Origin of the sequence: Kibdelosporangium aridum (assembly GCF_900176515.1) — a bacterium.
Taxonomy (GTDB): domain Bacteria; phylum Actinomycetota; class Actinomycetes; order Mycobacteriales; family Pseudonocardiaceae; genus Kibdelosporangium; species Kibdelosporangium aridum.
This window is the reverse complement of record NZ_FWXV01000010.1, coordinates 387,653-410,557: the sequence shown is the minus strand read 5'-3', so window position 1 is coordinate 410,557 and position 22,905 is coordinate 387,653. Positions and strand designations below refer to the sequence as shown.

Annotated in this window: 18 protein-coding genes; 12 read left to right on the top strand and 6 right to left on the bottom strand. The window is 66.5% G+C overall.

The features are described from left to right. Positions 1 to 45 precede the first annotated feature (45 nt). Positions 46 to 1,641, bottom strand: a complete 1,596-nt coding sequence (locus tag B9C43_RS42505) for an ABC-F family ATP-binding cassette domain-containing protein (RefSeq protein ID WP_084433054.1) — start codon at positions 1,639 to 1,641, stop codon at positions 46 to 48. A gap of 177 nt (positions 1,642 to 1,818) precedes the next feature. On the opposite strand from B9C43_RS42505, the gene B9C43_RS42500 reads away from it, so the two are divergent. The 3 genes from B9C43_RS42500 to B9C43_RS42490 all read left to right on the top strand — a co-directional run bounded on the left by B9C43_RS42500 (position 1,819) and on the right by B9C43_RS42490 (position 4,240). Next, positions 1,819 to 2,256: a MarR family winged helix-turn-helix transcriptional regulator gene (locus tag B9C43_RS42500; RefSeq protein WP_033380618.1), complete on the top strand. Its 438-nt coding sequence runs from the start codon at positions 1,819 to 1,821 to the stop codon at positions 2,254 to 2,256. A 496-nt stretch (positions 2,257 to 2,752) separates the two neighbouring features. Continuing rightward, entirely contained in the window at positions 2,753 to 3,478 is a 726-nt protein-coding gene (locus tag B9C43_RS42495; protein ID WP_200825952.1) for an alpha/beta fold hydrolase, read from the top strand. A 45-nt stretch (positions 3,479 to 3,523) separates the two neighbouring features. Next, a complete protein-coding gene (locus B9C43_RS42490) occupies positions 3,524 to 4,240 on the top strand; it encodes an alpha/beta fold hydrolase (protein WP_084433052.1) in 717 nt (238 codons plus the stop codon). Positions 4,241 to 4,277: 37 nt separating this feature from the next. On the opposite strand, the gene B9C43_RS42485 is transcribed toward B9C43_RS42490, so the two are convergent. Both B9C43_RS42485 and B9C43_RS42480 read right to left on the bottom strand, forming a co-directional pair. After that, positions 4,278 to 5,633 carry a tannase/feruloyl esterase family alpha/beta hydrolase gene (locus tag B9C43_RS42485; RefSeq protein ID WP_084433051.1) on the bottom strand — a complete coding sequence of 452 codons (1,356 nt, stop codon included), beginning with the start codon at positions 5,631 to 5,633 and terminating at the stop codon, positions 4,278 to 4,280. 82 nt (positions 5,634 to 5,715) lie between these two features. Further along, positions 5,716 to 6,288 carry a CGNR zinc finger domain-containing protein gene (locus B9C43_RS42480; protein WP_033380630.1) on the bottom strand — a complete coding sequence of 191 codons (573 nt, stop codon included), beginning with the start codon at positions 6,286 to 6,288 and terminating at the stop codon, positions 5,716 to 5,718. A gap of 79 nt (positions 6,289 to 6,367) precedes the next feature. Between B9C43_RS42480 and B9C43_RS42475 the strand changes: the two genes are divergently transcribed. Genes B9C43_RS42475 through B9C43_RS42465 form a run of 3 tightly spaced genes read left to right on the top strand, consistent with a single transcriptional unit; the run spans position 6,368 to position 8,278 of the window. After that, a complete protein-coding gene (locus B9C43_RS42475; RefSeq protein ID WP_235039172.1) occupies positions 6,368 to 6,838 on the top strand; it encodes a mycothiol transferase in 471 nt (156 codons plus the stop codon). Next, positions 6,831 to 7,256 carry an Ohr family peroxiredoxin gene (locus tag B9C43_RS42470; protein ID WP_033380632.1) on the top strand — a complete coding sequence of 142 codons (426 nt, stop codon included), beginning with the start codon at positions 6,831 to 6,833 and terminating at the stop codon, positions 7,254 to 7,256. The genes B9C43_RS42475 and B9C43_RS42470 overlap by 8 nt, the downstream gene beginning before the upstream one ends. Before the next feature lie 17 nt (positions 7,257 to 7,273). Continuing rightward, positions 7,274 to 8,278 carry an alpha/beta fold hydrolase gene (locus tag B9C43_RS42465; RefSeq protein ID WP_033380633.1) on the top strand — a complete coding sequence of 335 codons (1,005 nt, stop codon included), beginning with the start codon at positions 7,274 to 7,276 and terminating at the stop codon, positions 8,276 to 8,278. Here the strand turns inward: B9C43_RS42465 and B9C43_RS42460 are convergent. The 3 genes from B9C43_RS42460 to B9C43_RS42450 all read right to left on the bottom strand — a co-directional run bounded on the left by B9C43_RS42460 (position 8,275) and on the right by B9C43_RS42450 (position 13,801). Then, positions 8,275 to 10,938 carry an AfsR/SARP family transcriptional regulator gene (locus B9C43_RS42460; protein WP_084433050.1) on the bottom strand — a complete coding sequence of 888 codons (2,664 nt, stop codon included), beginning with the start codon at positions 10,936 to 10,938 and terminating at the stop codon, positions 8,275 to 8,277. The genes B9C43_RS42465 and B9C43_RS42460 overlap by 4 nt on opposite strands. A gap of 162 nt (positions 10,939 to 11,100) precedes the next feature. Beyond that, complete coding sequence (locus B9C43_RS42455; RefSeq protein ID WP_084433049.1) at positions 11,101 to 12,438, bottom strand: M23 family metallopeptidase; 1,338 nt, start codon at positions 12,436 to 12,438, stop codon at positions 11,101 to 11,103. A gap of 1 nt (position 12,439) precedes the next feature. After that, a complete protein-coding gene (locus tag B9C43_RS42450) occupies positions 12,440 to 13,801 on the bottom strand; it encodes a hypothetical protein (RefSeq protein WP_084433048.1) in 1,362 nt (453 codons plus the stop codon). A gap of 267 nt (positions 13,802 to 14,068) precedes the next feature. On the opposite strand from B9C43_RS42450, the gene B9C43_RS42445 reads away from it, so the two are divergent. From B9C43_RS42445 to B9C43_RS42420, 6 genes are read left to right on the top strand one after another with little or no spacing between them, the layout of a single operon-like run. Next, on the top strand, positions 14,069 to 15,700 hold the full coding sequence (locus B9C43_RS42445) for a serine/threonine-protein kinase (RefSeq protein ID WP_143446976.1): 1,632 nt from the start codon (positions 14,069 to 14,071) through the stop codon (positions 15,698 to 15,700). Between the two features lie 56 nt (positions 15,701 to 15,756). Further along, positions 15,757 to 17,595: a fibronectin type III domain-containing protein gene (locus B9C43_RS42440; protein ID WP_084433046.1), complete on the top strand. Its 1,839-nt coding sequence runs from the start codon at positions 15,757 to 15,759 to the stop codon at positions 17,593 to 17,595. 52 nt (positions 17,596 to 17,647) lie between these two features. Continuing rightward, a complete protein-coding gene (locus B9C43_RS42435; protein WP_084433145.1) occupies positions 17,648 to 18,598 on the top strand; it encodes an AAA family ATPase in 951 nt (316 codons plus the stop codon). 2 nt (positions 18,599 to 18,600) lie between these two features. Next, positions 18,601 to 19,737, top strand: a complete 1,137-nt coding sequence (locus B9C43_RS42430; protein ID WP_084433045.1) for a DUF58 domain-containing protein — start codon at positions 18,601 to 18,603, stop codon at positions 19,735 to 19,737. Beyond that, positions 19,734 to 21,728 carry a transglutaminase TgpA family protein gene (locus tag B9C43_RS42425; protein ID WP_160097082.1) on the top strand — a complete coding sequence of 665 codons (1,995 nt, stop codon included), beginning with the start codon at positions 19,734 to 19,736 and terminating at the stop codon, positions 21,726 to 21,728. The genes B9C43_RS42430 and B9C43_RS42425 overlap by 4 nt, the downstream gene beginning before the upstream one ends. Next, positions 21,725 to 22,903 (top strand): serine/threonine protein kinase, encoded by a 1,179-nt coding sequence (locus B9C43_RS42420; protein WP_143446975.1) that lies wholly within the window; start codon positions 21,725 to 21,727, stop codon positions 22,901 to 22,903. The genes B9C43_RS42425 and B9C43_RS42420 overlap by 4 nt, the downstream gene beginning before the upstream one ends. Positions 22,904 to 22,905: the final 2 nt, after the last annotated feature.

The window sequence follows — 22,905 nt, the reverse complement described above, 5'->3', positions numbered from 1 at the left end:
GGATCCGCGTAGAGCCCCGGCCTGTGGTGTTCCTGATGGTGGCGGTCAGATCTCGGTGAGTGTGCCGTCGGCCAGTTCCAGCCGGCGGTTCACGCCGACATCCGCGAGGAACCGGTCGTCGTGGCTGACGATCACGAAGGCGCCCTGGTAGGCGTTCAGTGCGCTGGTCAGCTGCTCCACGCTGGTCAGGTCCAAGTTGTTGGTCGGTTCGTCGAGCAACAGCAACTGTGGCGCGGGTTCGGCGCAGAGCACGCACAACAGCGTCGCCCGCAGGCGTTCTCCGCCGGAGAGCACGCTGACCGGCAGCTTGGCGCGGTCACCACGGAACAGGAAGCGTGCCAACAGGTTCATCTTGTCCGACAACGGCAGATGCGGGGCTGCGGACTCCAGGTTCTCCATTGTGGACCTGTCCAGGTCGAGCAGGTCGAGCTTCTGGGAGAGGTAGGCGACCCGGCCGTCGGCGCGCGTCATCAACCCGCTGTCCGGTGGTTGGATGCCCGCGATCAGCTGGAGCAGTGTCGACTTGCCGACACCGTTGGCGCCGGTCAAGGCGATCCGTTCCGGGCCGCGGATCGACAGGTCGATGCCGTCGCCCGCGAACAGCGAACGGACCTGCATGCGCTGACCGTGGAACACTGTTCGCCCGGCCGGAACTGTCGTGTCAGGCAAGGACAGTGCGATGGTCTGGTCTTCACGCAGGGCGCGGTCGGCTTCGTCCACTTTGGCCTTGGCGACGTCCAGGCGTTGCGAGTGCATGGTGTTGGCCTTGCCTGCGGACTCCTGGGCGCGCCTTTGCAGACCGCCCTTGATGATCCTCGGGATGTCGGCGTTCGTCCTGGCACCGGTGCTCGCCCGCCGGGCGGCCCGTTCCCTGGCCTGCTGAAGCTCCCGCTTCTCTCGTTTGAGCTCCTGCTCGGCGTTGCGCAGGTTCTTCTCCGCCACCTCGCGCGCCGACTGCTTGGCAGCCTCGTACTCGGCGAAGTTGCCGCCGTAGAACCGGATCTCGCCGTGGTCGAGCTCGGCGATCCGGTCCATCCGGTCGAGCAACGTGCGATCGTGGCTGACCAGCAGCAGGCAGCCCTTCCAATCGCCGAGCACGTCGTACAACCGGCGCCGGGCGTCGCGGTCCAGGTTGTTCGTCGGTTCGTCGAGCAGCAGCACGTCCGGCTGCTTGAGCAGCTGTGCGGCCAGGCCAAGGGACACGATCTGGCCGCCGGACAACGTCCCGATCGTCCGATCGAGATCGACGCCGCCCAGCCCGAGCCGGTCGAGCTCGGCGCGGGCGCGTTCCTCGATGTCCCAGTCGTTGCCGATGACGGTGAAGTGCTCCTCGCTGGCATCGCCCGACTCGATGGCCCTGAGCGCGTGCAGGAGCGGTGCGATCTCCAGCACCTGCGCCACGGTCGGCTCACCGGCCAGCGGAAGGGTCTGCGGCAGATAGCCCAGGACGCCGTCGACCGAAACGGACCCGCTGAGCGGTTCGTACTCACCGGCGATCAGCCTGAGCAGAGTGCTCTTACCTGCGCCGTTGGGGGCGACCAGGCCGGTGCGGCCGGTGTTGACGGTGAAGCTGAGGTCGGTGAACACAGGTGTGCCGTCCGACCAGGAAAAGGACAGGGCAAAACAAATGATCTTGGACATGGCTCTCGTTCGCGAGTGTGGTCAGGACATGACTTGGGGCGGTGTCGCCACAGGCGCACCGCTCGACCAACCGGGCTCACCCGGAGATGTCGTCCTCAGCCACCAGCATGAGAGAAGTGACTCCTCACTCGCGTCTACTGATCATTGAATGTAACAGCCGCGAGTAACCTGTGTGGGGTGAGCGAGTCGAATGCGCCGGCGACAGTGGGGGACCTGCTCTGCTTTGACCTGTACGCGACCTCCCGCGCGGTGACGGCCTTCTACCGGCCGTTTCTCGAGCGCACGGGCCTGACGTACCCCCAGTTTCTGGTACTGACTCTGCTCTGGGAGCAGGACGAACAGCCGATGGGCGCACTCGCGCAACGACTCGACCTCGAGTCGAACACGATGTCGCCGCTGGTGAAGCGGATGGAGAAGGCGGGCCTGCTGGTCCGCGTGACCAACCCGGCCGACGAACGCTCGGTCCTCGTCCAGCTCACCGACGAGGGCAAGAAGTTGCGCTGGCTGTCGCACGAGATGACCGGTGAACTCGGCGCGGCCCTCGGGATGGACGACGAGGAGATCGCAGTGCTGCGCAAGATGCTGCACCGAGTCCGCTCTGGCGCCACGAGCTAAGCCGCGACCTGGTGCGCTGAGGGCGTGTCCACCACTCCGGCACTGTGAAATGCACTTTGCCGCACCGCGGGATCTGCGTTCCGGCTTAGCTTCGGCGCCGAAGCCGTGGCTGGACCTCAGGCGGCCCCGCTTGCTTCACTCCCGCCAAAGCCCGCCATCCAGGGGAGCCCCTGATTTCAACGTTACCGGTGGGGTCTGACAGTTCGCGGTGCGTGATCTTGCGGCGAGAAGTGGTCACTCCACGTGCTCGTCGCTAGTCCGTCAACCGGCCGCCTGGCGGGAAATCCACAGGTCAAAGCTGTAGTGACCTGAATTACATCGTGCGCGACCTTTTCAAGAGTGGTTCGCACTGCTAATTTCAGTCGTGTACGATCTAATCGCACACGATTTAACTGGAGGGGTTGAGATGGGCAAGCTCAAGAGGTTCGGGGTTCTGGCCGCTGCCGCCGTGTTCGCTTCCGCGGTGATCCTGCCGCTCGCGGCTTCCGCCACGCCGATGGCGGACGCCGGTGCCAAGCCGAAGCCGACGATTGTGCTGGTGCACGGTGCTTTCGCCGAGTCGGCGAGCTGGAACGGCGTGATCGCCAGGCTGCAGAAGAAGGGTTATCCCGTTGTCGCGGCCGCGAACCCGTTGCGCAGCTTGGAAGGCGACATCAACTACCTGCGCCAGGTGCTGGCCGGGATCCACGGTCCGATCGTTCTCGTGGGCCACTCCTACGGCGGTGCGGTGATCTCCGGTGCGGCAGCGGGCAACTCGCAGGTGAAGGCGCTGGCGTACATCGCGGCGTTCGCGCCGGAGAAGGGCGAGTCCGCGCTTGAGCTCTCCAACAAGTTCCCGGGCAGCACGCTGGGCCCGACGTTGAACTCGAACCCGTTGGGTGACGGCAGCAATGACCTGTCGATCAAGCCGGACAAGTTCCGTGCGCAGTTCGCCGCGGACGTGTCACGGGACGAGGCCGCGCTGGCGGCGGCAACGCAGCGGCCGGTGCGTGACGTGGCGTTGACCCAGAAGGCGACCGAGGCGGCGTGGCACAACCTCCCGTCGTGGTTCCTGATCCCGACCGCGGACAAGAACATCCCCTTGGCGGCGCAGCAGTTCATGGCCGAGCGCGCCAACGCACGCGACGTCGTGGAGATCCGGGGAGCTTCGCACTCGGTGGCGGTGTCTCGTCCACTTGAGACTGCCGATCTGATCATCGAGGCGGCGAAGTCCGTCCGCTGACAACGGCTTGGACTGGCATTACCTGACTACAATGGAGTGATTGAAATGAGCAACAGGCAGAAGCCGACGATTGTGTTGGTACACGGCGCTTTCGCCGAGTCGGCCAGTTGGAACGGCGTTGTCGTCAAGCTGCAGGATCAGGGTTATCCGGTGGTCGGGGTGGCCAACCCGCTGCGCAGCTTGGCGGGCGACGTCGGCTACCTCCGCGAGGTGCTCGCGGGCATCGAAGGGCCGATCGTCCTCGCCGGACATTCCTACGGCGGCATGCTGATCTCCGGCGCTGCGACAGGCAACAAACAGGTGAAGGCGCTGGTGTACGTCGCGGCGTTCGCGCCTGTCGAGGGAGAATCCGCGCTGGAGCTGTCGAACAAGTACCCGGGCAGCACCCTTGGGGACACGCTCAACCCGACCACGCTGGACGACGGCTCCACTGACCTGTCGATCAAGCAGGAGCTTTTCCGCCAGCAGTTCGCTGCCGACGTCCCGGCTGGTGAGGCTGCGTTGATGGCCGTCACGCAACGGCCGATTCGGGATGTGGCGTTGTCACAGGGAGCGGGCGAGCCTGCGTGGCGCGAGACGCCCTCGTGGTTCCTGATCCCGGCCGCTGACAAGAACATTCCCTTGGAGGCGCAGCGGTTCATGGCGCAGCGGGCGGATGCACGGGAGGCCGTCGAGCTGGAGGGCGCCTCGCACGCGGTGACGGTGTCACGTCCGCTTGAGGTGGCCAATCTGATTCTCGCGGCCGCGAAGTCGGTGCGGTGAAAGGACGGGGCTCGCCCAGTGCGAGCCCCGCCACAACTCAGTAGCGCGGAATCTGGGATCCGTCGGAGGCAGGCAATGTCTCCGGCGCCTTCCCGTGCTCCACCCAGTTCACCAACGCCCCGAAGGCGTCGACGGGCACCGGGCCGCCTTGGCAGTGCGCGACACCCGGGGCCAGGAACACCCGGTAGAACTCGTCAACGCGCTGGTGGCCGCCCATCACCCGGTCAACTTGCTTGCGGTAGTTCACCGTCCCGTGCGGCGGGATCAGCTGGTCGGCCAGTCCGTGCCAGGTGAGCAGCTTGCCGCCGGACTTGCGGAACGCCGACAGGTCGGGCGAGTCCGTTCCGATGATGTGGTTGTACTTCAGCTGCGAGGCGAAGAACACCGCGTAGAAGTCCCGGTACGTCAGCGTGCTGGTGTCGAAGCCCGGGTCCTGCTTGACGAACGTCTTGATCCAGTTCGCCGCGACCGGGAAGCCCGGTGCGAACCAGTTGCCCTGAGCGTCCTGCACAGTGGACGCGAGCCCGTCGAACGAAGCGCCCTTGGGCAGTCCCGCCCACAGCGGCTGCGGGCCGTCCCAGATCTTCCTGACGACGTTCGCGTCCTCGGCCGAGATGGTAATTTCCTTGCCTTCGCAGAGGATCTTCTTGCCGATCAGCTGTTTGGGGTCAGTGATCCCCTGCAGTGCGGCGTCCTGGAATGCCTTGAACTCGCACGGGCTGGGGAAGTTGTTCTCCTCGTTCATCACCACCTGAGGCCAGATGGTCGCGACGGCGAACCGGTCCCAGCTGACCGCTGGTGCGGTGGCCAGGATGCCGTCGAAGTCGTCCGGGAACCGCTGTGCCTCCATGTATCCCTGGCGGCCACCGGTGGAACAGCCGTTCCAGTACGAATAGGACGCCATGCGCCCGTAGAACTTCTGCGTCACCTGTTTACCGACGACCGCCAGGTCGTGCAGCGACCGGGACGCGAAGTTCTCCAGTAACGGGTGGTTCACGCGGCCATTGGGCAACAAACCCCATGAGGTGTCGAGGAAATCCAAGGGCACGCCCGCGTCCGTTGACGCGGCTGCGTACCCGCTGGCCGCTGCGGCGGTCAGTCCGGCGCCGAAGTCGCCTGCCGAGTACCCGGCGCCGCCGATGGCCTGGAACCGGCCGTTCCACTGGGTGGGTAGCAGGACTTTGACGCGGACATGATCGTTGGCGCCCTTGTGGTTCAGCGTGACCGTGATGTCGCAGAAGGACGCTTGGGCAACAGCCGTGACGGACTCGACCTTGGCTCCGGATGGCGCGGATACGCCAATCGGGGCGCATGTCTGGGCGGTGGCCGCGGTGGCGGGCGCCGGAACGGCCACCGCCAACGGGATGATCGCTGCGGCGATCTTGACGAACATCGTGTTTCCCTTCTGATCTGTGTTCGCTAATGCAAATCAACTCGGCATGAGCTGACGTCGAGGGGTGATCAACGGCCGGCGGTTACGCGGGGCCGCGGGCCGGGGCGAGCGGCGGGTTGCCCCGCTTGCGGGCGCGGTACGCGGCCGCCTTCATCTTGTTTCCGCAGGTCTCCATCGCGCACCACTCGCGGCGCGAGCCGCGTGACCGGTCGATGTAGACCTGCGTGCACTCAGGCCTGCCGCACTCCTTGAGCAAGTCCGCGTCCGAACCGCTGAGGATGTCGATGGCTACCCGCGCCACAGTGGACAGTGCCTGCTCGGCTGTGGCGTTGACGACAAGGCCGTCTCGCGTGAGCGTCGGGATGGCAGGCGGGTTGCTCGCCGCGCGGTTCACGATCGCCAGCGCGCTGTCGTCGTAGTCCGTCTTCCAGAGGCGGGCTGCGACCAGCGAATAGATGGCTTCGCGCAACGTCACCGCGGCCTGCAGGTCCGCTGGCGTGCTGCCCGGGTCGTTGTGCGTGACGCCGGACTCGCGGAACCACGAGTCGAGGCTCGACGGCGCGCCGAGCTTCTCGATCGGCGCCGCGTTGCGCCTGGCCTTCAGCGACCCGACGAAGTCGAGCGCCACGTTGCCGCACGGGAAGGCATGTTCCATGTCACCAGCTTGACAGGTGACGAATGGTCCTGCAATAGTCGTCACCGTTCTAACCGGTGACGAATTGAGGGGAGGTTCGGTGATCACCCGAGGCCAGTACCTGTTCTTCATGGCCCGTGCGCTGTACGGGATGGCCGGTATCGTCGAGGAACTCGGTGACGACCTGGCGAATCGGAAATTGCCCTTCCCCGGCGCGAATTCGCCATACGCGGTGCTGAACCACTGCCTCGGTGCGATCGAGTACTGGGTCGGCGACGTGGTCGCCGGTCGGCGGGTGCACCGCGACCGGGATGCCGAATTCCAGGCGTCAGGCCAGGTAGGGCCACTGGTTGCGCGGGTGCGGGCGACCGTGGAACTGCTCGCGAAGGACGTCGGGAACGCGTACGTCCGGCGGTCGATCGGTGTGCCCGTGCCCGGTCTGCACGACGAAAGCGACCAGGGAGCCGCGCTTTTCCACGTGTACACCGACGTTGTCCAGCATCACGGGCAAATGGAAATCATGCGTGACGCGATCATTTACGAGAATGAAAAGAGAGAGAACTATGTCTGAGGTCACATACACCGCCAGCGCCACCGCGACCGGCGAGGGCCGCAACGGCGGCCGGACCGTCACGAGCGACGGCCTGCTCGACGTCACGCTGGCCATCCCGAAGGAGTTCGGCGGCAGCGGCGGCGCGACCAACCCCGAGCAGCTGTTCGCGGTGGGCTGGTCGTCCTGCTTCCTCGGCGCGGTCAAGCGGGCCGCCGCGGCACGCAAGGTCAAACTCGATGACCTGGCTGTCGTCGCCGATGTCACGCTGCACCACGCGAACGACGAGTTCTGGCTCAGCGGCGCGCTGCACCTGGAGATGTCCGGTGTGGACAAGCAGACCGCCGAGGAGCTCGGCGCCGCCGCGCACCAGATCTGCCCGTACTCCAAGGCCACGCGCGGAAATGTCGAAGTCACCATCGACGTGACGGTCGACTGAGCAAAGGGGATCTCGACATGTTGAACAGGCGCACATTCGGCAAGGCAGTCGGTGTGGGAGCCGCCGCGATCGGCGGGCTGTCCGGGCCGTTGGCGGCGGCGTCGCCGACCGGCGGGGGCAGAGGGCTCGGCCCGGTCCGGCACGTCACCACAGAATTGCTCAAGATCGCGTACCACGATGTCGGTCCGAGCAACGGCAAGGTCGTCCTGCTGGGGCACGGTTGGCCGTACAGTCCGACGGCGTACGCCGAGGTCGCGCCTGCGTTGGCGCGTCGTGGCTACCGTGTGGTCGTCCCGTACCTGCGTGGTCACGGGCCGACGCGATTCCTCAAACCCGACACTTTCCGTTCCGGCCAGCCGGCCGCGCTCGGGTCGGACGTGATCTCACTGATGGACGCGCTGGAGGTCCGTTCCGCGATCTTCGGTGGCTATGACTGGGGCGGGCGCGGTTTGAACGTGGCCGCCGCGCTCTGGCCGGAACGCTGCACCGGCCTGGTGTCGGTCAACAACTACCTCATCCCGAACCTCGCGAATGTTGACAATCCCGACCCGGTCGCGACGGAGGCCGCGCACTGGTACTTCTACTTCTTCCTGACCGAGCGCGGCCGCCGGGGCCTCGCCGAGCAGACCAAGGACCTTGCGCGGGTGGTGTGGCTGAAGAACTCGCCGGAGTGGAAGTTCAGCGAGAAGGATCTCGACGACGCGGCGGCGATGTTCGACAACCCGGACTACGTCGACATCGTCATCCACGTCTACCGGCACCGGCAGCTCGCCGCCCCCGGTGACCCGCGGTACGACGCGCTCGAGAAGAAGCTGTTGACGCAGCCGAAGATCACCATGCCCGCGGTGACGCTCGACGGCGCATCGGACGGCAGCGTCCCGCCGACCGACGGCAAGGCCTCCGCGAAATTCTTCGCCGGTCCTCGTGTGCACCACGTGATTCCCAAGGCCGGGCACAACCTGCCGCGGGAAACGCCGAAGGCATTCGTCGACGCCGTACTGGAAGTGGCAAGGTTGCGTTAGTCCAGAGTGGACAAGAGGGAGCCGACGCGGGCGGCCTCCCTGGTGCGGTGCTGGCTTTGGTACAGCTCGATGGCCTGCTGCCAGGTATGGCGGGCTTGCGTGGGCTGGCCCATCGCGGCCCGGGTGGCCCCGAGCCGATCGAGGATCTCGGCTTCGCTGGAGGAATAGCCGAGGTCACGCACAATGGCCAGAGCGCCTTCGAAGTGCGAGACAGCCTCGGCGTACTGGCCGGTGTTGTGGGCGATGTACCCGAGACTGTCCAATGTGGCCGCTGTGCCTTCGTGATCTTGCAGACGGCGGCACAGGGCCAGTGCGTCCTGGCAGTGTGCGCGGGCGCGATCGTGCAGGCCAAGCCGGGCGCAGTACCAGCCGACAAGGTTCTCCGCGTCGGCTTTCCACACTGCCTCGTCCAGCTGCTCGGCCAACGCCAGCGCAGCCTCGGCCGTGTCGAGGCTGCGCTGGTCGTCACCGACCTGTTCCCAAGCCCACGACAGAATCCGGTACGTGTGCATCTTGAACAGGTCCTCCTCAGCCAGGGCGAGGGACTGTTCGAGATGCCTGACTGCTTCGGCCGGTTTGCCGAGCCTGGTGTAGGCGGCGCCGAGGAACCTGCGGGCCACGCTTTGCCTGGCCAGGTCGTTGAGGTGCTCGGCGGCGTCGGTACCCGCCTGCCACGCGGCAAGCGACTCGGTGGCGTGCCCCCGCATGCGGTGGAAGGTGCTCAGGCTCCACGCCAGCTGCCACACGAGTTCGTGCCATCCGTGGATCGCGGCGAACCGCAGTACCGCCATCAGGTTGCGGTGTTCGGCGTCGAACCACGCCATCGCATCAGGCACCTCAAGTGCGGCAACAGGTTCCAGAGCCATTGCTGTCCGATGTGGAGCAAGGAGCCGATCGCAGGCGTACGCGGTGTGCAGGTAGAACTCGGCGAGTTTGTGCAGCGCGGCCAGGTCGGGCGGGGCGCCGTCCGCGGCGTGCAGACGGACGAGGTCATGCATCCGGTAACGACCGGGCTGGTGGCGTTGGATCAAATGCGCCTTGTCCAGCTTGTTCAGCAAGGCTTGTGGCTTCTGTGCCAGAGCACCTGCCGCGGGCACGGTGATGTCGATGCCCGGCGCGTGGCCGAGCAGACGGAAGAGCTTGCCCACAGCGGGATCCAAGGCCTGCGTCGACCACGAGAACACGGCGCGCAGGTTGACGCTGAGTTCACCGGCGTCCAACGCGTCAAGCCTGGTGGCGGCGTCGTGCAGCTCCTTGGCAAGCGCCGCCAGCGGCAGGCCCGACAAGGTTGCCCTGGCCGCGGCGATGCTGATCGCCAACGGCAGCCCGGCGCAGTACGAGAGCAACTCGGTCACCGCGTCGGGCTCGATTGTGAGGACGTCCGGTCCGAGGTGTGCGGCCAGCATCTGGGTGGCCTCGGCGTCGGCGAGGGTGTCCAGCCGCACAGGAACCGCCCCGTGCGACGCGTAGAGCCCGGCAAGCTGATGACGGCTCGTGACGATCACTGTGCACGACGAAGTGCCTGGTAACAGAGGGAGAACCTGTTCGGTGTTGCGGGCGTTGTCCAGCACGAGCAGCATTCGCTTGCCACTGATCAGCGTGCGGTACAGCCCGGTCTGCGCGTCGAGGTCGAGTGGGATCGCGGCCGGGTCCACGCCCAGCGCGTCGAGCAGGCCGCGCAGTGCGATCTCTGGACGCAGTGGCTCACCGGCCGGATCGAACCCGCGGAGATTGACGTACAACTGACCGTCGGCGAAGCGCCGCGCATTGTGGTGCGCCCAATGCAGGACAAGCCAAGTCTTGCCGACGCCGCCGAGTCCGCTGACGGTCGCGATCGCCATCGTGTTCTTGGCCGCCACCTTGTCCAGCTCGGTGAGCGCGGCTTGCCGTCCGGTGAACACGGGTGGTGGTGCGGGAAGCTGCCTCGGTGACGCGTCCATTGTGGAGCCGGTAAGGACTTGGTGGTGCACTTTCCGCAGTGCGGCACCAGGATCGGCGCCGAGCTCGTCACGCAGCCGTCTGCGGATGAGCTCGTATGAGTCGAGCGCCTCGGCTTGGCGCCCGCTGCGGTACAGCGCGAGCATGTATTGCCCGGCAACGCGTTCGTCCAAGGGATGCGCCTCGCTGCGTGCACACAACTCGGTCAGCAGACCCGCATGCTGTCCGCTGCGTAACAACAGATCGGTTCGATCCAGCTCGACGGCGAACTTGTCTTTCTCCAGAGCGTGCCGGATCTCGTTGATCCACGGGGTGTCCAGGCCGGTGAACGGGGCGCCGCGCCACAGCCCCAACGCCTCGTCGGCCAGCGTCAACGCGCGGGCGTCGTCCCGTTCGGCCCGGATCTTGGCGGCGAGCTCCCGGAACCGGTGTGCGTCGATCCCCGCCGGATCGGCACTGAGCTGATATCCGTTGTGCCGCCACTCGATCGAGATGCCGAGCGCCTGGCGCAGCCGGGACAGGTAGCTCGCGAGCGTCCGGTGCGCCCGGGGCGGAAGGGCGTCGGCCCAGACGCGGTCCACCAACTGGTCCGACGAGACCACGCGGTTCGCGTCCATCAGCAACGCGGCCAGCACGCAGCGCTGCCGCGCATGGCCCAGGTACACCGCACGGTCGTCGACCAGTGCGGTGATTTCGCCCAACACTCCGAACTGTGCGCCCATCCCGGCCCCCCGGAGAGACTCCCTGCATTCCGGTTCCTATCAGGTAGGCGCGTGCTCTGGCAACTCAAGTTTATGTACAGAGGTCCGGTCATCAACTGTGGTCACGAGCGCCGGGTCCACCTTTCCGGCACGAAGCCGGAAAGGTGGGCACCCCCAACAGGGTCAGGCGCCGTCCCAGTCGCCGGTCAGGGCGACGACGCCGGGCACCGACTCGTAGCCGGTGTCCCACGCCCGGTCGGACGCTCCGTCGTTCAGGGCGTTCCGCAGGTGGAACGACCCGTCGGCGGGGTTGTAGTAGCCGACGGAGTCTTTCCCGTCGCCGTTCCAGTCACCGGTCAGGATGACCGCGTTCGGGACCGATTCGAGGTTCGTTCCCCACGCGTAGTCGGACGCTCCGTTCGCGTGGTCGTTGCTGAGATGGAAAGTGCCGTCGCGCGGGTCGTAGTAACCGGTCGAGTCTTTGCCGTCGCCGTTCCAGTCACCCGTCAGGACGACAGCTCCGGGAATGGTTTCCAGGCCGGTGTCCCACGCCGCGTTGGAGGCTCCGTCGCTGTGGTCGTTGCGGATGTGGAATGTCCCGTCGGTGGGGTTGTAGTAGCCGGTGGAGTCTTTGCCGTCGCCGTTCCAGTCGCCCGTGAGGATGACAGCGTTGGGAATGGTTTCCAGTGCGGTGTCCCATGCCGCGTTCGACGCGCCCTCATCCAATGCGTTGCGCAGATGGAAGGTTCCATCGCGTCGGTCGTAATAGCCCGTGGAGTCTTTGCCGTCACCGTTCCAGTCGCCAATGAGAACCACTGCGCCGGGGATGGTTTCCAGCGCGGTGTCCCAGCCGTAGTTGGACGGGCCGTCGCTCTGCGAGTTGCGGAGATGGAATGTGCCGTCACGTGGGTCGTAGTACCCAGCCGAATCGACGCCGTGGGTTTCCTGTTCGTCTCCGCAGTTGTTGCTGGGGACGTCGTTCCACGTCTCACCGGTCTTCGCGCCGTACGTCTTGCCGTCGAAGACCTGCGCGACGCGTTCGCTGCCCACCGCGCCCCACGTCGCCCTGCCGTCGCCGTTGGCGTCGAAGGCCTGCTCGAAATGCAGGTGCGGGTGGCCGTTGGAGGTCGGGCCGGTCTTGCCGACCTTGCCGATCTGCTGGCCCTGCTTGACTTTCTGGCCCACCGACACCGCGCGGCTCTGCAGGTGGATGCCAGTGGTGAACCAGCCGCCGCCGTGGTCGATCTGGATCATGTTGCCCGCGTTGTGGTGGTAGAACGACTGCCGGACAGTGCCCGCGGCGGCCGCGAGGAACGGCGCGCCCTCGGTGCCGACCTGGTTGGGCTCCTTCACCATGTCGAGCGCGGGAGCGTGGGTGGAGTCATACGAGTTCAGCTGCCATTTCTGGCCGCACACGAACGGCAGTTGGAAGTCTGGCCGCGGTCCGGCCGCAGTGGCTGTCGTGGTCATCGCACCGGCAAACAAGCTGGCGATGGCAAGGGTCGTCAGTGTTCGTCTCATGTCAGGCTCCGTCCCAGTCGCCGGTGAGGACGACAGCGTTGGGAATGGTTTCGAGCGCGGTATCCCACGCGTGGTCGGATGCGCCGTCGCTCAATGCGTCGCGCAGGTGGAATGACCCGTCGTTGGGGTTGTAGTAGCCGGTGGAGTCCTTCTTGTCGGCGTTCCAGTCACCCGTCAGGACGACAGCGTTGGCAACGGTTTCCAGTGCGGTGTCCCAGGCGTAGTCCGATGCGCCGTCGCTGAGCGCGTTGCGCAAGTGGAATGACCCATCGCGCTTGTTGTAGTAGCCCACGGAGTCCTTGCCGTCGCCGTTCCAGTCACCGGTGAGGATGACCGCGTCGGGAACCGTTTCGAGTGCGGTGTCCCAGGCGTAGTCCGACGGCCCAGTGCTGTGGTCGTTGCTTAGGTGGAAAGTGCCGTCGCGCGGGTCGTAATAACCGGTCGAGTCTTTGCCGTCGCCGTTCCAGTCACCCGTGAGGATGACCGCGCCCGGAATGGTTTCCAGGCCGGTGTCCCAAGCCGCGTTGGAGGCTCCGTCGCTGTGGTCGTTGCGAATGTGGAATGTGCCGTCGCGCGGGTCGTAGTAGCCGGTGGAGTCCTTGCGGTCGCCGTTCCAGTCACCGGTCAGGACGACGGCGCCGGGGATGGTTTCCAGCGCGGTGTCCCATGCGGCGTTCGACGCGCCGTCGCTTAACGCGTTGCGCAGATGGAAAGTCCCGTCCGCCGGGTTGTAGTAACCGCCGGAGTCCCGGCCTGCGGGCGGCGTCGTGGTCCACAGCGCGTCGACGATGATCTTCGCGTCACTCACCTGCACCGGATACCGTTCCGGGTACGCGGAGACCTGCACCTTCTGGCAGACCGCGCCGATCTGCGCGTCGGTCGTGGCCTGGTTCCAGTCGGGGACCTTGCGGACCATCGCGTCGAGGAACGCGTTGGTGGCCCACGTCGGATTCAGCCGGTTCGCCTCGCTGCCCCACGGGTCCTGTTGCTGGAACAGGCCGAGACTGGTGTGGTCGACCTTCTCGGCGATGTTCACGATCCGGGTCTCCACGATCACCGTGGTGATCGCGATGACGGCCGCCTTCTTGTTGAACTTACGGGCCTGCACGGCCTCGACGACCTCGCGTGCGCACGACACCCGGTAGGCGTCCATGTAGCCACGCATCGCCTTGGTCAGCTTCGGGTTCAGCTGCGCGGCGATCGTGCCGTCCCGCTGTGTGGGACCGTTCTTGTCACAGTCAGCGCGTTTGACCAACGCGCTGAACGGTTCTTCCTCGGGTCTTGGCTCACCGGCGAATGCCTGCCCGGCTGAGCCGAGGACGGCCGTGATCGCAAGGATCAGCCCGCCCACTGAGGTACGCATGTGCTTCCTCCAGGTTCGAAGTCCGACTGGTCGGCCGAACGTGCCTGGAGGCTGTTGCGCAGGTGTTGGATGACGGTTGCCTACGAGGTCAGCGGGCGTGGCCGCGCTGCCGCAATGGTCGACACACTGTGCTGGAGTGGCGCACATGCGGTGCCGGAATGCGCATCTCATCGTGGTGGTGTGGTGGACACGCGTTTTACCGCCGTCGGAGCGTCACGCCCACTGTTCGCACGGTAGTGACATCGGGCGGTCGGTACATTGCCTTTTGTGACTGAGGGCGAGGGGAGGGTCGTTGCCGGGCGTTATCGCCTTGCGCAACGGCCGATCGGCCGCGGTGGGATGGGTGTCGTGTGGCGGGCCCACGACGAATACCTGCACCGCGACGTGGCGATCAAGGAACTCCGGCTTGGCGAGTCGGCGGACACCGGCGAGTCCGAGGCGGCCGTGCGCAGAATGCTGCGAGAGGCCAGAGCCGCCGCCAAACTCAGGCACCCGGGCATCGTCACCGTGCACGACGTGGTGATCGAGGACAATCTGCCGTGGATCGTGATGGAGCTGATCGAAGGCCGGTCGCTCGCGGACATCCTCGACAACGACGGGCCACTCCCGCTCGACCAGGCCGCCCAGGTGGGCATCCAGATCCTGCGGGCGCTCGACGCCGCGCACCATCGGGGCGTGCTGCACCGGGACGTCAAACCGGCCAACATCATGCTCGACGGTGAACGCGTCGTGCTGACGGACTTCGGGATCGCGCTGATCGACGGCGCGTCCGCGCTGACCGGTACCGGACAGATGCCCGGGTCGCCGGAGTACATCGCCCCGGAGCGCATCGACGGTCACGAGGCCACGCGAGCAGCGGACATGTGGGCTGCCGGTGTCACGTTGTACGCCACAGTCGTCGGGCGTTCTCCGTTCAAACGCAAGGACATCCAGAGCACGTTGGCCGCGGCCGCGTCCCGTGACCCGGATCCCGATCCCCGGATCGGCCGGTTGTGGCCGGTCATCCAGGGTTTGCTGCGCAAGCAACCGGCGGAACGGATGGAGGCCAAGGACGCGATCGAGCGTCTCAACAGCGTCGCGGGCAGGTTGACGCCACGCGGTGGCCCGCCGAGGCCGTCGAACGGTGCCAATACGTGGATCGACAACCCCTCCGAGCAGGTCACGGTCGTGGACGAGACCGCGCCGAACACCCGCACCGCGCCGCCGTTGATGCCGCCGCCGGTCTACCCGCAGGCGGTCGCGCCAGGGGACATCACCCTCGATCCCATTCCCATTCAGCCGCCCAGGAAGAAGAACCACGGGATTCTGATCGCCCTCGGCGCCGCGCTGGTGGTGGCGATCGTGGTCGTCGTGGTGGCGTTGACCTCGAAACCCCCGCCTGAAGGGCAGCAGCAGCAACCACAGCAGCAACCGTCGACGACGACCAGCCCGCAGCCGCCGCTGGTGCCCTACCGGGAGTTGCTGGGCTACACGATCAGCATTCCGCAAGATTGGAAACGCACCGAGTCGACAGCGGGCGACCGCACCGACGTGCTCTACGTCGGCCCGCAGCCCGATCCGCAGGCCAGTGCGCCCGAGGTGCAGGTCAGGCGGGACACGACCGGGATCACAGCCGCCGAATACCTGGCCAACAGGGACACAAGCGTGAAGGCCGACCGGGAGAACACCGACTACAAGTCCTCCACGACCGGCGACATCCTCGAGTACGAGCACGGCTCTGCCGCCGGACCTGTCCGGTATCACGTCCTGACCAGGGCGGTGACCGACAAGCAAGGCAGGCTGTTCATCATGACGTTCTCGCTGCGCGCGACGGACCCGACGACGTTGCAGAATGAGTGGCGGGCCGTGCGGCCCATTGCCACCGCCATCTTCAACAGCTTCCAGTTCAACAACACCTGACTAGGCCAATCGGGGGTTCGGGACCCCTCCCGAACGCGGGAAGGTAGGTTGCGGCCGTGTTGAAGCGGAGCAGGCCGTTCGCGCTGGTCACCGTGCTTGTCGCGGGCGCCCTGGTTGCCGCCCTCACTGGCACGGCGATGCCACTGCCGGCCGGCCAGTTCGCGCTGACCGGCCACTGGGTGTTCAACTCGGTGCTTCAAGCGGTCTTCCACATCGACGGCGCGACAACGAACATCGACGCACACGCCGACGTGAACGGCGAACCGGGCAGCCAGGTCGTGCAGAGCGACACGCACGGTTATGTCGTCGGACCGAGCGTGATCACCAAGTTCGACAAGGCCACATTGGCCACGCAGGAGAGCATCAGCCCGCCCGCCAACGAACTGCCGGTGTTCATCGAGGTCGTCGGCGGGCCGTATCTCGTGTACCGCAACGCGGGAAAGGTTGTGCGGCTGTCTGATCCGCCGGCGATCGTGACCGTTGGCGGCGCGGTCGGGACTCCGATCGTGACCACGGACGGCACGATGTGGTTGCACCGCCAGGATGTCGGGCAGCTCTGCACGATTGCCAAGGACGCCGACCGGGTCGGCGGATGTCCGGTCGGAGTTGCGGCGGGACACCCCGGCTCGATGACCATTGTGGACGGGAAACCGGCGTTCGTCGACACGTTCTCCGGGACGCTGCACCGGATCGACAACGGCAAGCTGGGCGAGGGTGTGCCGATCGGCGTGCCGCTTTCGCCCAACGCCAGGCTTGCCACCAACGAGGTCGGCGGCAAGCTCGCTATTCTGGATCCGCAGAAGCAAGCCCTTGTGCTGGCGGACACCAAGAACCCGCCGGAGAAGGCGCTCGCGGTCGCGTTGCCCGTCGGCGACTACGACGGCCCGATGTCCACCGGTGACGTGGTTGTCCTGGTGGACAGGCAAAGCGGCAACGTGCTGACCTACACCCCCGATGGCGTGCGCAGGGAAACGAAGCCGATCAAGCAGAAGGGCGGCACGCCCAGGCTCAGCCGTGGCGAGGACAACCGCGTGTACGTCGAAGATGCCGACGGCACACAGGTTGTGGTCGTTGCCAAGGACGGCAACGTGCAGGACGTGTCCACAGCAGAACGTCCCGCGCCGCCCACCAGCCAGGTGAGCGTGCCGAACCCGAACCAGGGCACTTCGACGGACATCCGGGTCGTTGCGCCCCCGCCAGCATCGCCACAGTCCACGCGGTCTACGCAACAGCCAAGGCAGCCGACGACCCAGAGGCCACGCCCGCCTGTCTCGCCGACTACGCCGCCCCCCGTGCCTCCGGGCCGTCCTGGCGCCCCGCCATCGGTTTCAGCGTCGGCCGGCAACGGTTCGGCGACGGTGACCTGGGGCACCGCACCGAACAACCGTGCCGACATCACGGCGTATCAGGTGTCGTGGCGTTCGAGTACGGGCCAGACGGGGTCGATGACCGTTGGAGCGGGAGCGCGGCGGACGACCGTGAACGGCCTGACCAACGGCGTGAGCTACGTCTTCACGGTCGCGGCTACGAACCGTATGGGTACAGGCGCCCGTGCTTCGGCCGCAGCCGTCACACCGAAGGCACCGGTCTCGCCTGCGGCTGCTCCCACCAATCCGAAAGCCACGTTCGACGTGGACGACCGCCCGACCCGGGACGTGACGGTGAGCTGGGGCCGGCCCGCGCTCAACGGCGGCACATTGGTGCACTACCAGGTCACCGCGACCGGTCTCGGCACTCGCCAGGTCACCGGAACCTCGGTCACTTACCCCCAGGTGGAGGCGAGCAGAGTGGTCACCTTCACGATCCGGGCGATCACCAGAACCCCGGACGGGCAGACGCTCACCGGCGCGCCTGCCACGGCCGTGCATCGCGACCGCCAAGGTTCTTCGTCGTGAACACCAGACTGAACGGCCGGGTCAAGTCGAATGAGATCGTGTGGAGGCGGAAGTGAGTGTGTCGGCAGGCGAGGTCTACCAGAGGATCTCGGACAACGTGCAGCGGGTGCTGCGCGGCAAACCGCAGGTTGTCCGGCTGGCTGTGGCCGCGCTGCTCGCCGAGGGACACCTGCTGATCGAAGACGTCCCCGGTCTCGGCAAGACCACCCTCGCCCGGTGTCTTTCCCGCAGCATCAACGGAACGTGGAGCCGGATCCAGTTCACGCCCGACCTGCTGCCCGGTGACATCACCGGTGTCCAGGTGTTCCACCAGAACGACGCCAAGTTCGCCTTCCACCCCGGCGGTGTGTTCGCCAACATCGTGCTCGCCGACGAGATCAACCGTGGCACCCCGAAAACCCAGTCCGCGCTGCTTGAGGTGATGTCCGAGCGGCGGGTCACGGTCGACTCGGTCCGGCACGAGGTCCCGCGGCCGTTCCTGGTGATCGCCACGCAGAACCCGATCGAGATGGCCGGCACGTACCGCTTGCCGGAGGCGCAGCTCGACCGGTTCCTGATGCGCTTGCAGATCGGCTACCCCGACCTCAAGGACGAGGTCATGGTCATCCTCAGCGATTGCGCGGGTGTCGATCCGGACGAATTGCCTGCCGTAGTGGACATTCCGACACTGCAGGCCGCCGTCGCCGAAGTACGTTCCGCGCGCGTGCACACCGCTGTCGTCGAGTACGCCGCGACGATCGCGGCGGCGACCCGTCAGCACGGCGATTTGCGTTACGGCGCAAGCCCGCGCGGCAGCATTGCGCTCGTCCGAGCCGCGCAGGCGGTTGCGGCGACGTATGGGCGCGCGTACGTGACTGTCGACGACATCAAGGAAGTAGCGCATCCAGTGCTCGACCACCGGCTGATCCTCACGCCGGACGCGGAACTGCGGCAGCGGCGGCCCGAGGACATCGTCCGTGAGCTGCTCAACGAGATTCCCGTGCCTGTCGCGACAGGAGCCTGAGTATGCGTCTTACCCGGCGTGGCATCGCCACACTCGTAGCCGCGGCTGTCCTGATCGGGGCGGGCGCGGTCGCGGGTTATGCGATGCTGATCGCGTTGGGAGCGATCGCGTTGGGGGCCGTCCTGGCCGCGCTTGCCGTTGCCGGGCGGAAACCTCGGGTCGACGTGGCCAGGGATGTGTTCCCGGACCGGGTCGAACGCGGCAGCCGCGCGGGAATCACCCTTCGTGTGCACAATCCGGGCACGCGGCGGCAGCCTGGGTTCACCGCGGTGGATCGCTTGGGCGCAAGCACATTGAAGATCGCTGTGCGGTCGTTGGCGCCAGGTTCGGAACAGTCCTATTTGAACGAGCTGCCGACGTGGGAGCGCGGCAGGCACGAAGTCGGCCCGCTGACGCTGCGGCGCAGCGATGCCCTGGGACTCGGGCAAAGCCAGCTGTTCATCGGGACCACGGCGACGATCTGGGTCTACCCGAGGACGCATCCGGTACGGTCAGTCTCGAGTGGACTTCCCTTGCACCACCATGAAGGCGCGGCGAACGAGAACTCGCCACGCGGGTCGTTGGACGTCAGGGAAGTGCGGGAGTACGTTCCCGGCGACGAAGTACGGCACCTGCACTGGAAGGCGACCGCGCGTACCGGGCAGCTGATGATCAGGGACTACGCCGACCCACAGCAGCCCCAGTTCACTGTGCTGCTGGACAACCGGCCGGCGATTCCGGCCGAGCCCGAGTTCGAGGAGGCCGTCGAGGTGGCCGCTTCGCTCGTGGTCGCGGCGGCTAAAGCGGACAACCGGTGCCAGCTGGTCACATCGGGCGGACTCGACATCATCACCACCCCGGGCGCTGCGGCGGTTCCACGTCTCCTCGACGAGTTGTGCGTACTGGAACGCGCCGACAACACAGACCTTCCCCTCGTGCCAAAGGCTTTGGCGCAGTCATGGGGCGGCCAGCTCGTTGTGATCTCGTCGGCCGTGACCGCCGCTGATCAGGCCGCGTTGGCGATGCTCCGGTCGCGGTACGCGGACCTCGTGGTGATCAACCTGGGCCGTAAGGCCGTTGTGGTTCCTGGCGCCAAGATCCTGAAGCCCGCGAATGCCGTCGACGCGACAAGGCAATGGCAGTCGGTGATCGCGCGATGAGGATCCGTGCTGCATGGGTGTTGTTGGCGTCGGCGATTTCCGGCCTGCTGTTCGCGCCGGTTTTCGGGCTGAGGCCGCTGCTGCTTCCGATCGCTGTCGTTCTCGCGGCCTGCTATGCCGCGGTGGAGTTGTGCCTCCGGGTCAAGGTGCTTCAGCCGTGGCGTCCGCTGATCATGGTTGTTCTCGGGCTGCTGGCCTTGAGCATCGCCATGTTCGGGTCGGTGGACGTGACCGCGTTGACCGCGGGTGTGACCGATTCGTGGCAGCTGACATTGCAGTCGACCTGGCCTGTGCGGCCGGACGCCGAACTGATGCTGTTCGTCCCGCTGCTCGTGTTGCTCGCGGCCGTGATCGGCATCGAACTGCTGCGTTGGCCTGCAGCGGCTTTGCTGCCCAGCATCGCGGTTGTTGTGCTCAGCCAGGCTTTCGTGGCCTTGTCCGGAATGACGGCCGTGCTCGCCGCGCTCGGATTCGCAGTCGTCGCGGCAGGGTTGTACATGCCGGTACGGCCGGGGTTGGTGTTGATACCCACGGTTGTTCTGGGGCTTGCCGGCGCGGCCGTGGTCGTGTTGATCGACACTGGTGAGCCGTACTCGTTGCAGCGGAGCGAGTCCGCGCAAGTGCCGTTGCCGAGGACGATCAGCCCGCTGACCGAGGTCGCCGCCCGCTTGTCCAAACCGGACACTCCGGTGTTCAGCTACACCAGCAGGGGCCCGGTCGACCGCTGGCGCTTGGTCGTGCTGAACCAGTTCAACGGGGTCACTTGGGAGCCCGACGACAACTACCGCAGGCTCGGGTCGCGGATCGGTCCGTCGACGAGTGCCCCGGTCCGGGAGTACTCCGCGAAGATCCAGGCACCCGACGGCCAGTGGCTGCCGAGCCAGCCGATGCCCGCCTCGGTCACCGGTGCGGCACCGCTCATCGATCAGGCAACCGGTGCCTTGCTGGTGCGTGACCGGAAAGGTGCGCTGGAGTACGACCTGAACTGGTGGGAACCACAGGTCGACGACAACCTGCCCAACGCGGCGCTCTCGTCGGCCGAGACGCCGGGCGGGGTAGGGGAGGTTCCGCCGGGCATCGCCGATTTGGCACGCAGGGCGACAGCGGGGGAGCGGCCGTCATTCCGGACGGCGTTGGTGCTGGAGCAGTACTTCAGCCGCAACTACAACGTGGCGACCGGTGCGGAATTGCCGACTGGCAGCGGATGGCCACAGTTGCGAGAGTTCCTGCTGGAAAGCAAGCGAGGAACCAGCGAGCAGTTCGCGGCCTCCTACGTGGCCCTGGCGAGGATCGCGGGCATTCCGGCGCGGCTCGCCGTGGGTTACCGGGCTCCGCAGACCCCGATCGGCGCCGAGACCGTCGTGCACAACCGAGACATCCTCGCGTGGCCGGAAGTCGCGGTGGCCGGAATCGGCTGGGTGCCGCTTGACCCGGTTGGCGGTGCGGCTGGTGCGGGCCCCGCGCCGTCCAGGCTGGCGGAAATCACCGCGAAGGCACGGGCCGAGCTGCCGCCGCCGAACCAGTTGCCCGAACAGCCGTTGCCTCCCCAGGAACGCGACGACGAGTCCGGTGGGAACCTGGATATCTGGTTCATCGCGTTGGTTGCGCTGGTGGCCCTTGTCGCGCTGCTCGTTCTTGCTGTCCTGTCGGTTCCGATCGTGAAGGCAGTACGGACCTTGCGCCGCAAACGGCAGACCGGGACGAGCGGGGTCGTGGCCGCGTGGTGGGAAGCCAGAGACCTGATGCGTGCGTACGGAACGCGCGTCACGCCAGGAATGACCGCGCGTGACCTGGCCAGGATCACATCCGATGCGCCCATTGTGGACAGTCTCACCGGCTTGGCCACGCAGATGGATGTCGCCATGTGGTCGGGAATGGGCGCGAACGACAGCGCGGTCGCCGAAGCGTGGGCTTCGGTCAGACGGATCCGCAAGACGTTGGCCGGGCGGCCGTGGGGCGCCAGATTCCGGGCGGTGTTCGCGATCCGATGACGCACACACTGCTCGGCCGCGGCCCGGTCGCCGCCGTCTACGCCACCACCGCCTCGGGGCATCCCGTGGCGGTGAAGGTGTTTCCCGGCAAGTTCGACCGCAAGACGCTCACCGTGATCGAGCGCGAGCGCCTCAAACTGGTCAAACTCGCGAGCACACTGCCGATCCTGCCGATCGACGCGATCGGCCAGTGGGAAGGCAAACACGCGCTGCGGATGGAGTTGTGCGCCGAGTCGTTGTCGGCTCGCGTGCAACGCAGCGGCGCGCTCGACGTCGAGGACGTCGTCGAACTGGGCTATGGCTTGGCTTCCGCTCTCGCTGCCGCACACGCCGATGGGGTGCTGCATGGAGGCGTCAGCCCGCACAACGTGTTGTACCGTGCGTTCGGGCCTCCGGTTCTTTCGGATTTCGGTGTTGTGATCCGTCAGTCCTTCCGGCGTAATCCGTTGCACGCCATCGAATGCGTTCCGCCGGAGACGCTGCGGTCCGGTGTTGTCGATGAGCGAACGGATGTCTACGGCCTTGGCGCGGTGCTGCACTACGCGTTGACCGGGCAGTCGCCGCATCCGAGCCGGATCGGTGAACAGCCAGGGGAGCGCGTGTTGCGGGTACTCGGCGACCCGGTTCCGGCCATCAGCAGGCCGGACGTCCCCATCGAGCTGTCCACAATAGTCGCCCGGATGCTGACGCCGCAACCCGATCGCCGACCGGACAAGGCGACATGGGCGGTGGAGCGTCTCGGCAAGATGCTGCCCCGGCCCACACCGGACATCGTTGTGCCGCAGGCGAAGAAGAAGTCGAAAGTGCCGTACTTCGTGGCTGGCGGAGTGCTGGCGGCCGGTCTGGCGATCGCGCCGTTCGTGTGGCCAGAAGAGGAAACGCCCGTGGCCGCGCCACCGCCACCGCCGCCGCCAGTCACCCTGAACCTGGCGGATCCGGTGGATCAGGGCGATCACGTCCTGCTGAGGTGGGTGAGCCCGCAACCGCTCGACAGCGTCGTCGTGGTCTCGCCGGACGGCGAAGCCAAGCAGTACCTGAACGCCGAACGGGAAACCTCGATCCGTGTTCCGGTCAAGCCGACCGGCGGATACTGCTTCCAGATCCGAGGCACCAACACCGAACAGATCTATCTCAGCCAGCCGAAGTCATTCAGAGGGGCGGTGTGCCAGAGGTGACG

Excerpts from the sequence above, each read along its gene's own strand:
- B9C43_RS42505 (WP_084433054.1), bottom strand. The coding sequence starts at position 1,641 with ATGTCCAAGATCATTTGTTTTGCCCTGTCCTTTTCCTGGTCGGACGGC.
- B9C43_RS42495 (WP_200825952.1), top strand. The coding sequence starts at position 2,753 with ATGGCGGACGCCGGTGCCAAGCCGAAGCCGACGATTGTGCTGGTGCAC.
- B9C43_RS42490 (WP_084433052.1), top strand. The coding sequence starts at position 3,524 with ATGAGCAACAGGCAGAAGCCGACGATTGTGTTGGTACACGGCGCTTTC.
- B9C43_RS42485 (WP_084433051.1), bottom strand. The coding sequence starts at position 5,633 with ATGTTCGTCAAGATCGCCGCAGCGATCATCCCGTTGGCGGTGGCCGTT.
- B9C43_RS42480 (WP_033380630.1), bottom strand. The coding sequence starts at position 6,288 with ATGGAACATGCCTTCCCGTGCGGCAACGTGGCGCTCGACTTCGTCGGG.
- B9C43_RS42470 (WP_033380632.1), top strand. The coding sequence starts at position 6,831 with ATGTCTGAGGTCACATACACCGCCAGCGCCACCGCGACCGGCGAGGGC.
- B9C43_RS42465 (WP_033380633.1), top strand. The coding sequence starts at position 7,274 with ATGTTGAACAGGCGCACATTCGGCAAGGCAGTCGGTGTGGGAGCCGCC.
- B9C43_RS42460 (WP_084433050.1), bottom strand. The coding sequence starts at position 10,938 with ATGGGCGCACAGTTCGGAGTGTTGGGCGAAATCACCGCACTGGTCGAC.
- B9C43_RS42455 (WP_084433049.1), bottom strand. The coding sequence starts at position 12,438 with ATGAGACGAACACTGACGACCCTTGCCATCGCCAGCTTGTTTGCCGGT.
- B9C43_RS42450 (WP_084433048.1), bottom strand. The coding sequence starts at position 13,801 with ATGCGTACCTCAGTGGGCGGGCTGATCCTTGCGATCACGGCCGTCCTC.
- B9C43_RS42430 (WP_084433045.1), top strand. The coding sequence starts at position 18,601 with ATGCGTCTTACCCGGCGTGGCATCGCCACACTCGTAGCCGCGGCTGTC.
- B9C43_RS42425 (WP_160097082.1), top strand. The coding sequence starts at position 19,734 with ATGAGGATCCGTGCTGCATGGGTGTTGTTGGCGTCGGCGATTTCCGGC.
- B9C43_RS42420 (WP_143446975.1), top strand. The coding sequence starts at position 21,725 with ATGACGCACACACTGCTCGGCCGCGGCCCGGTCGCCGCCGTCTACGCC.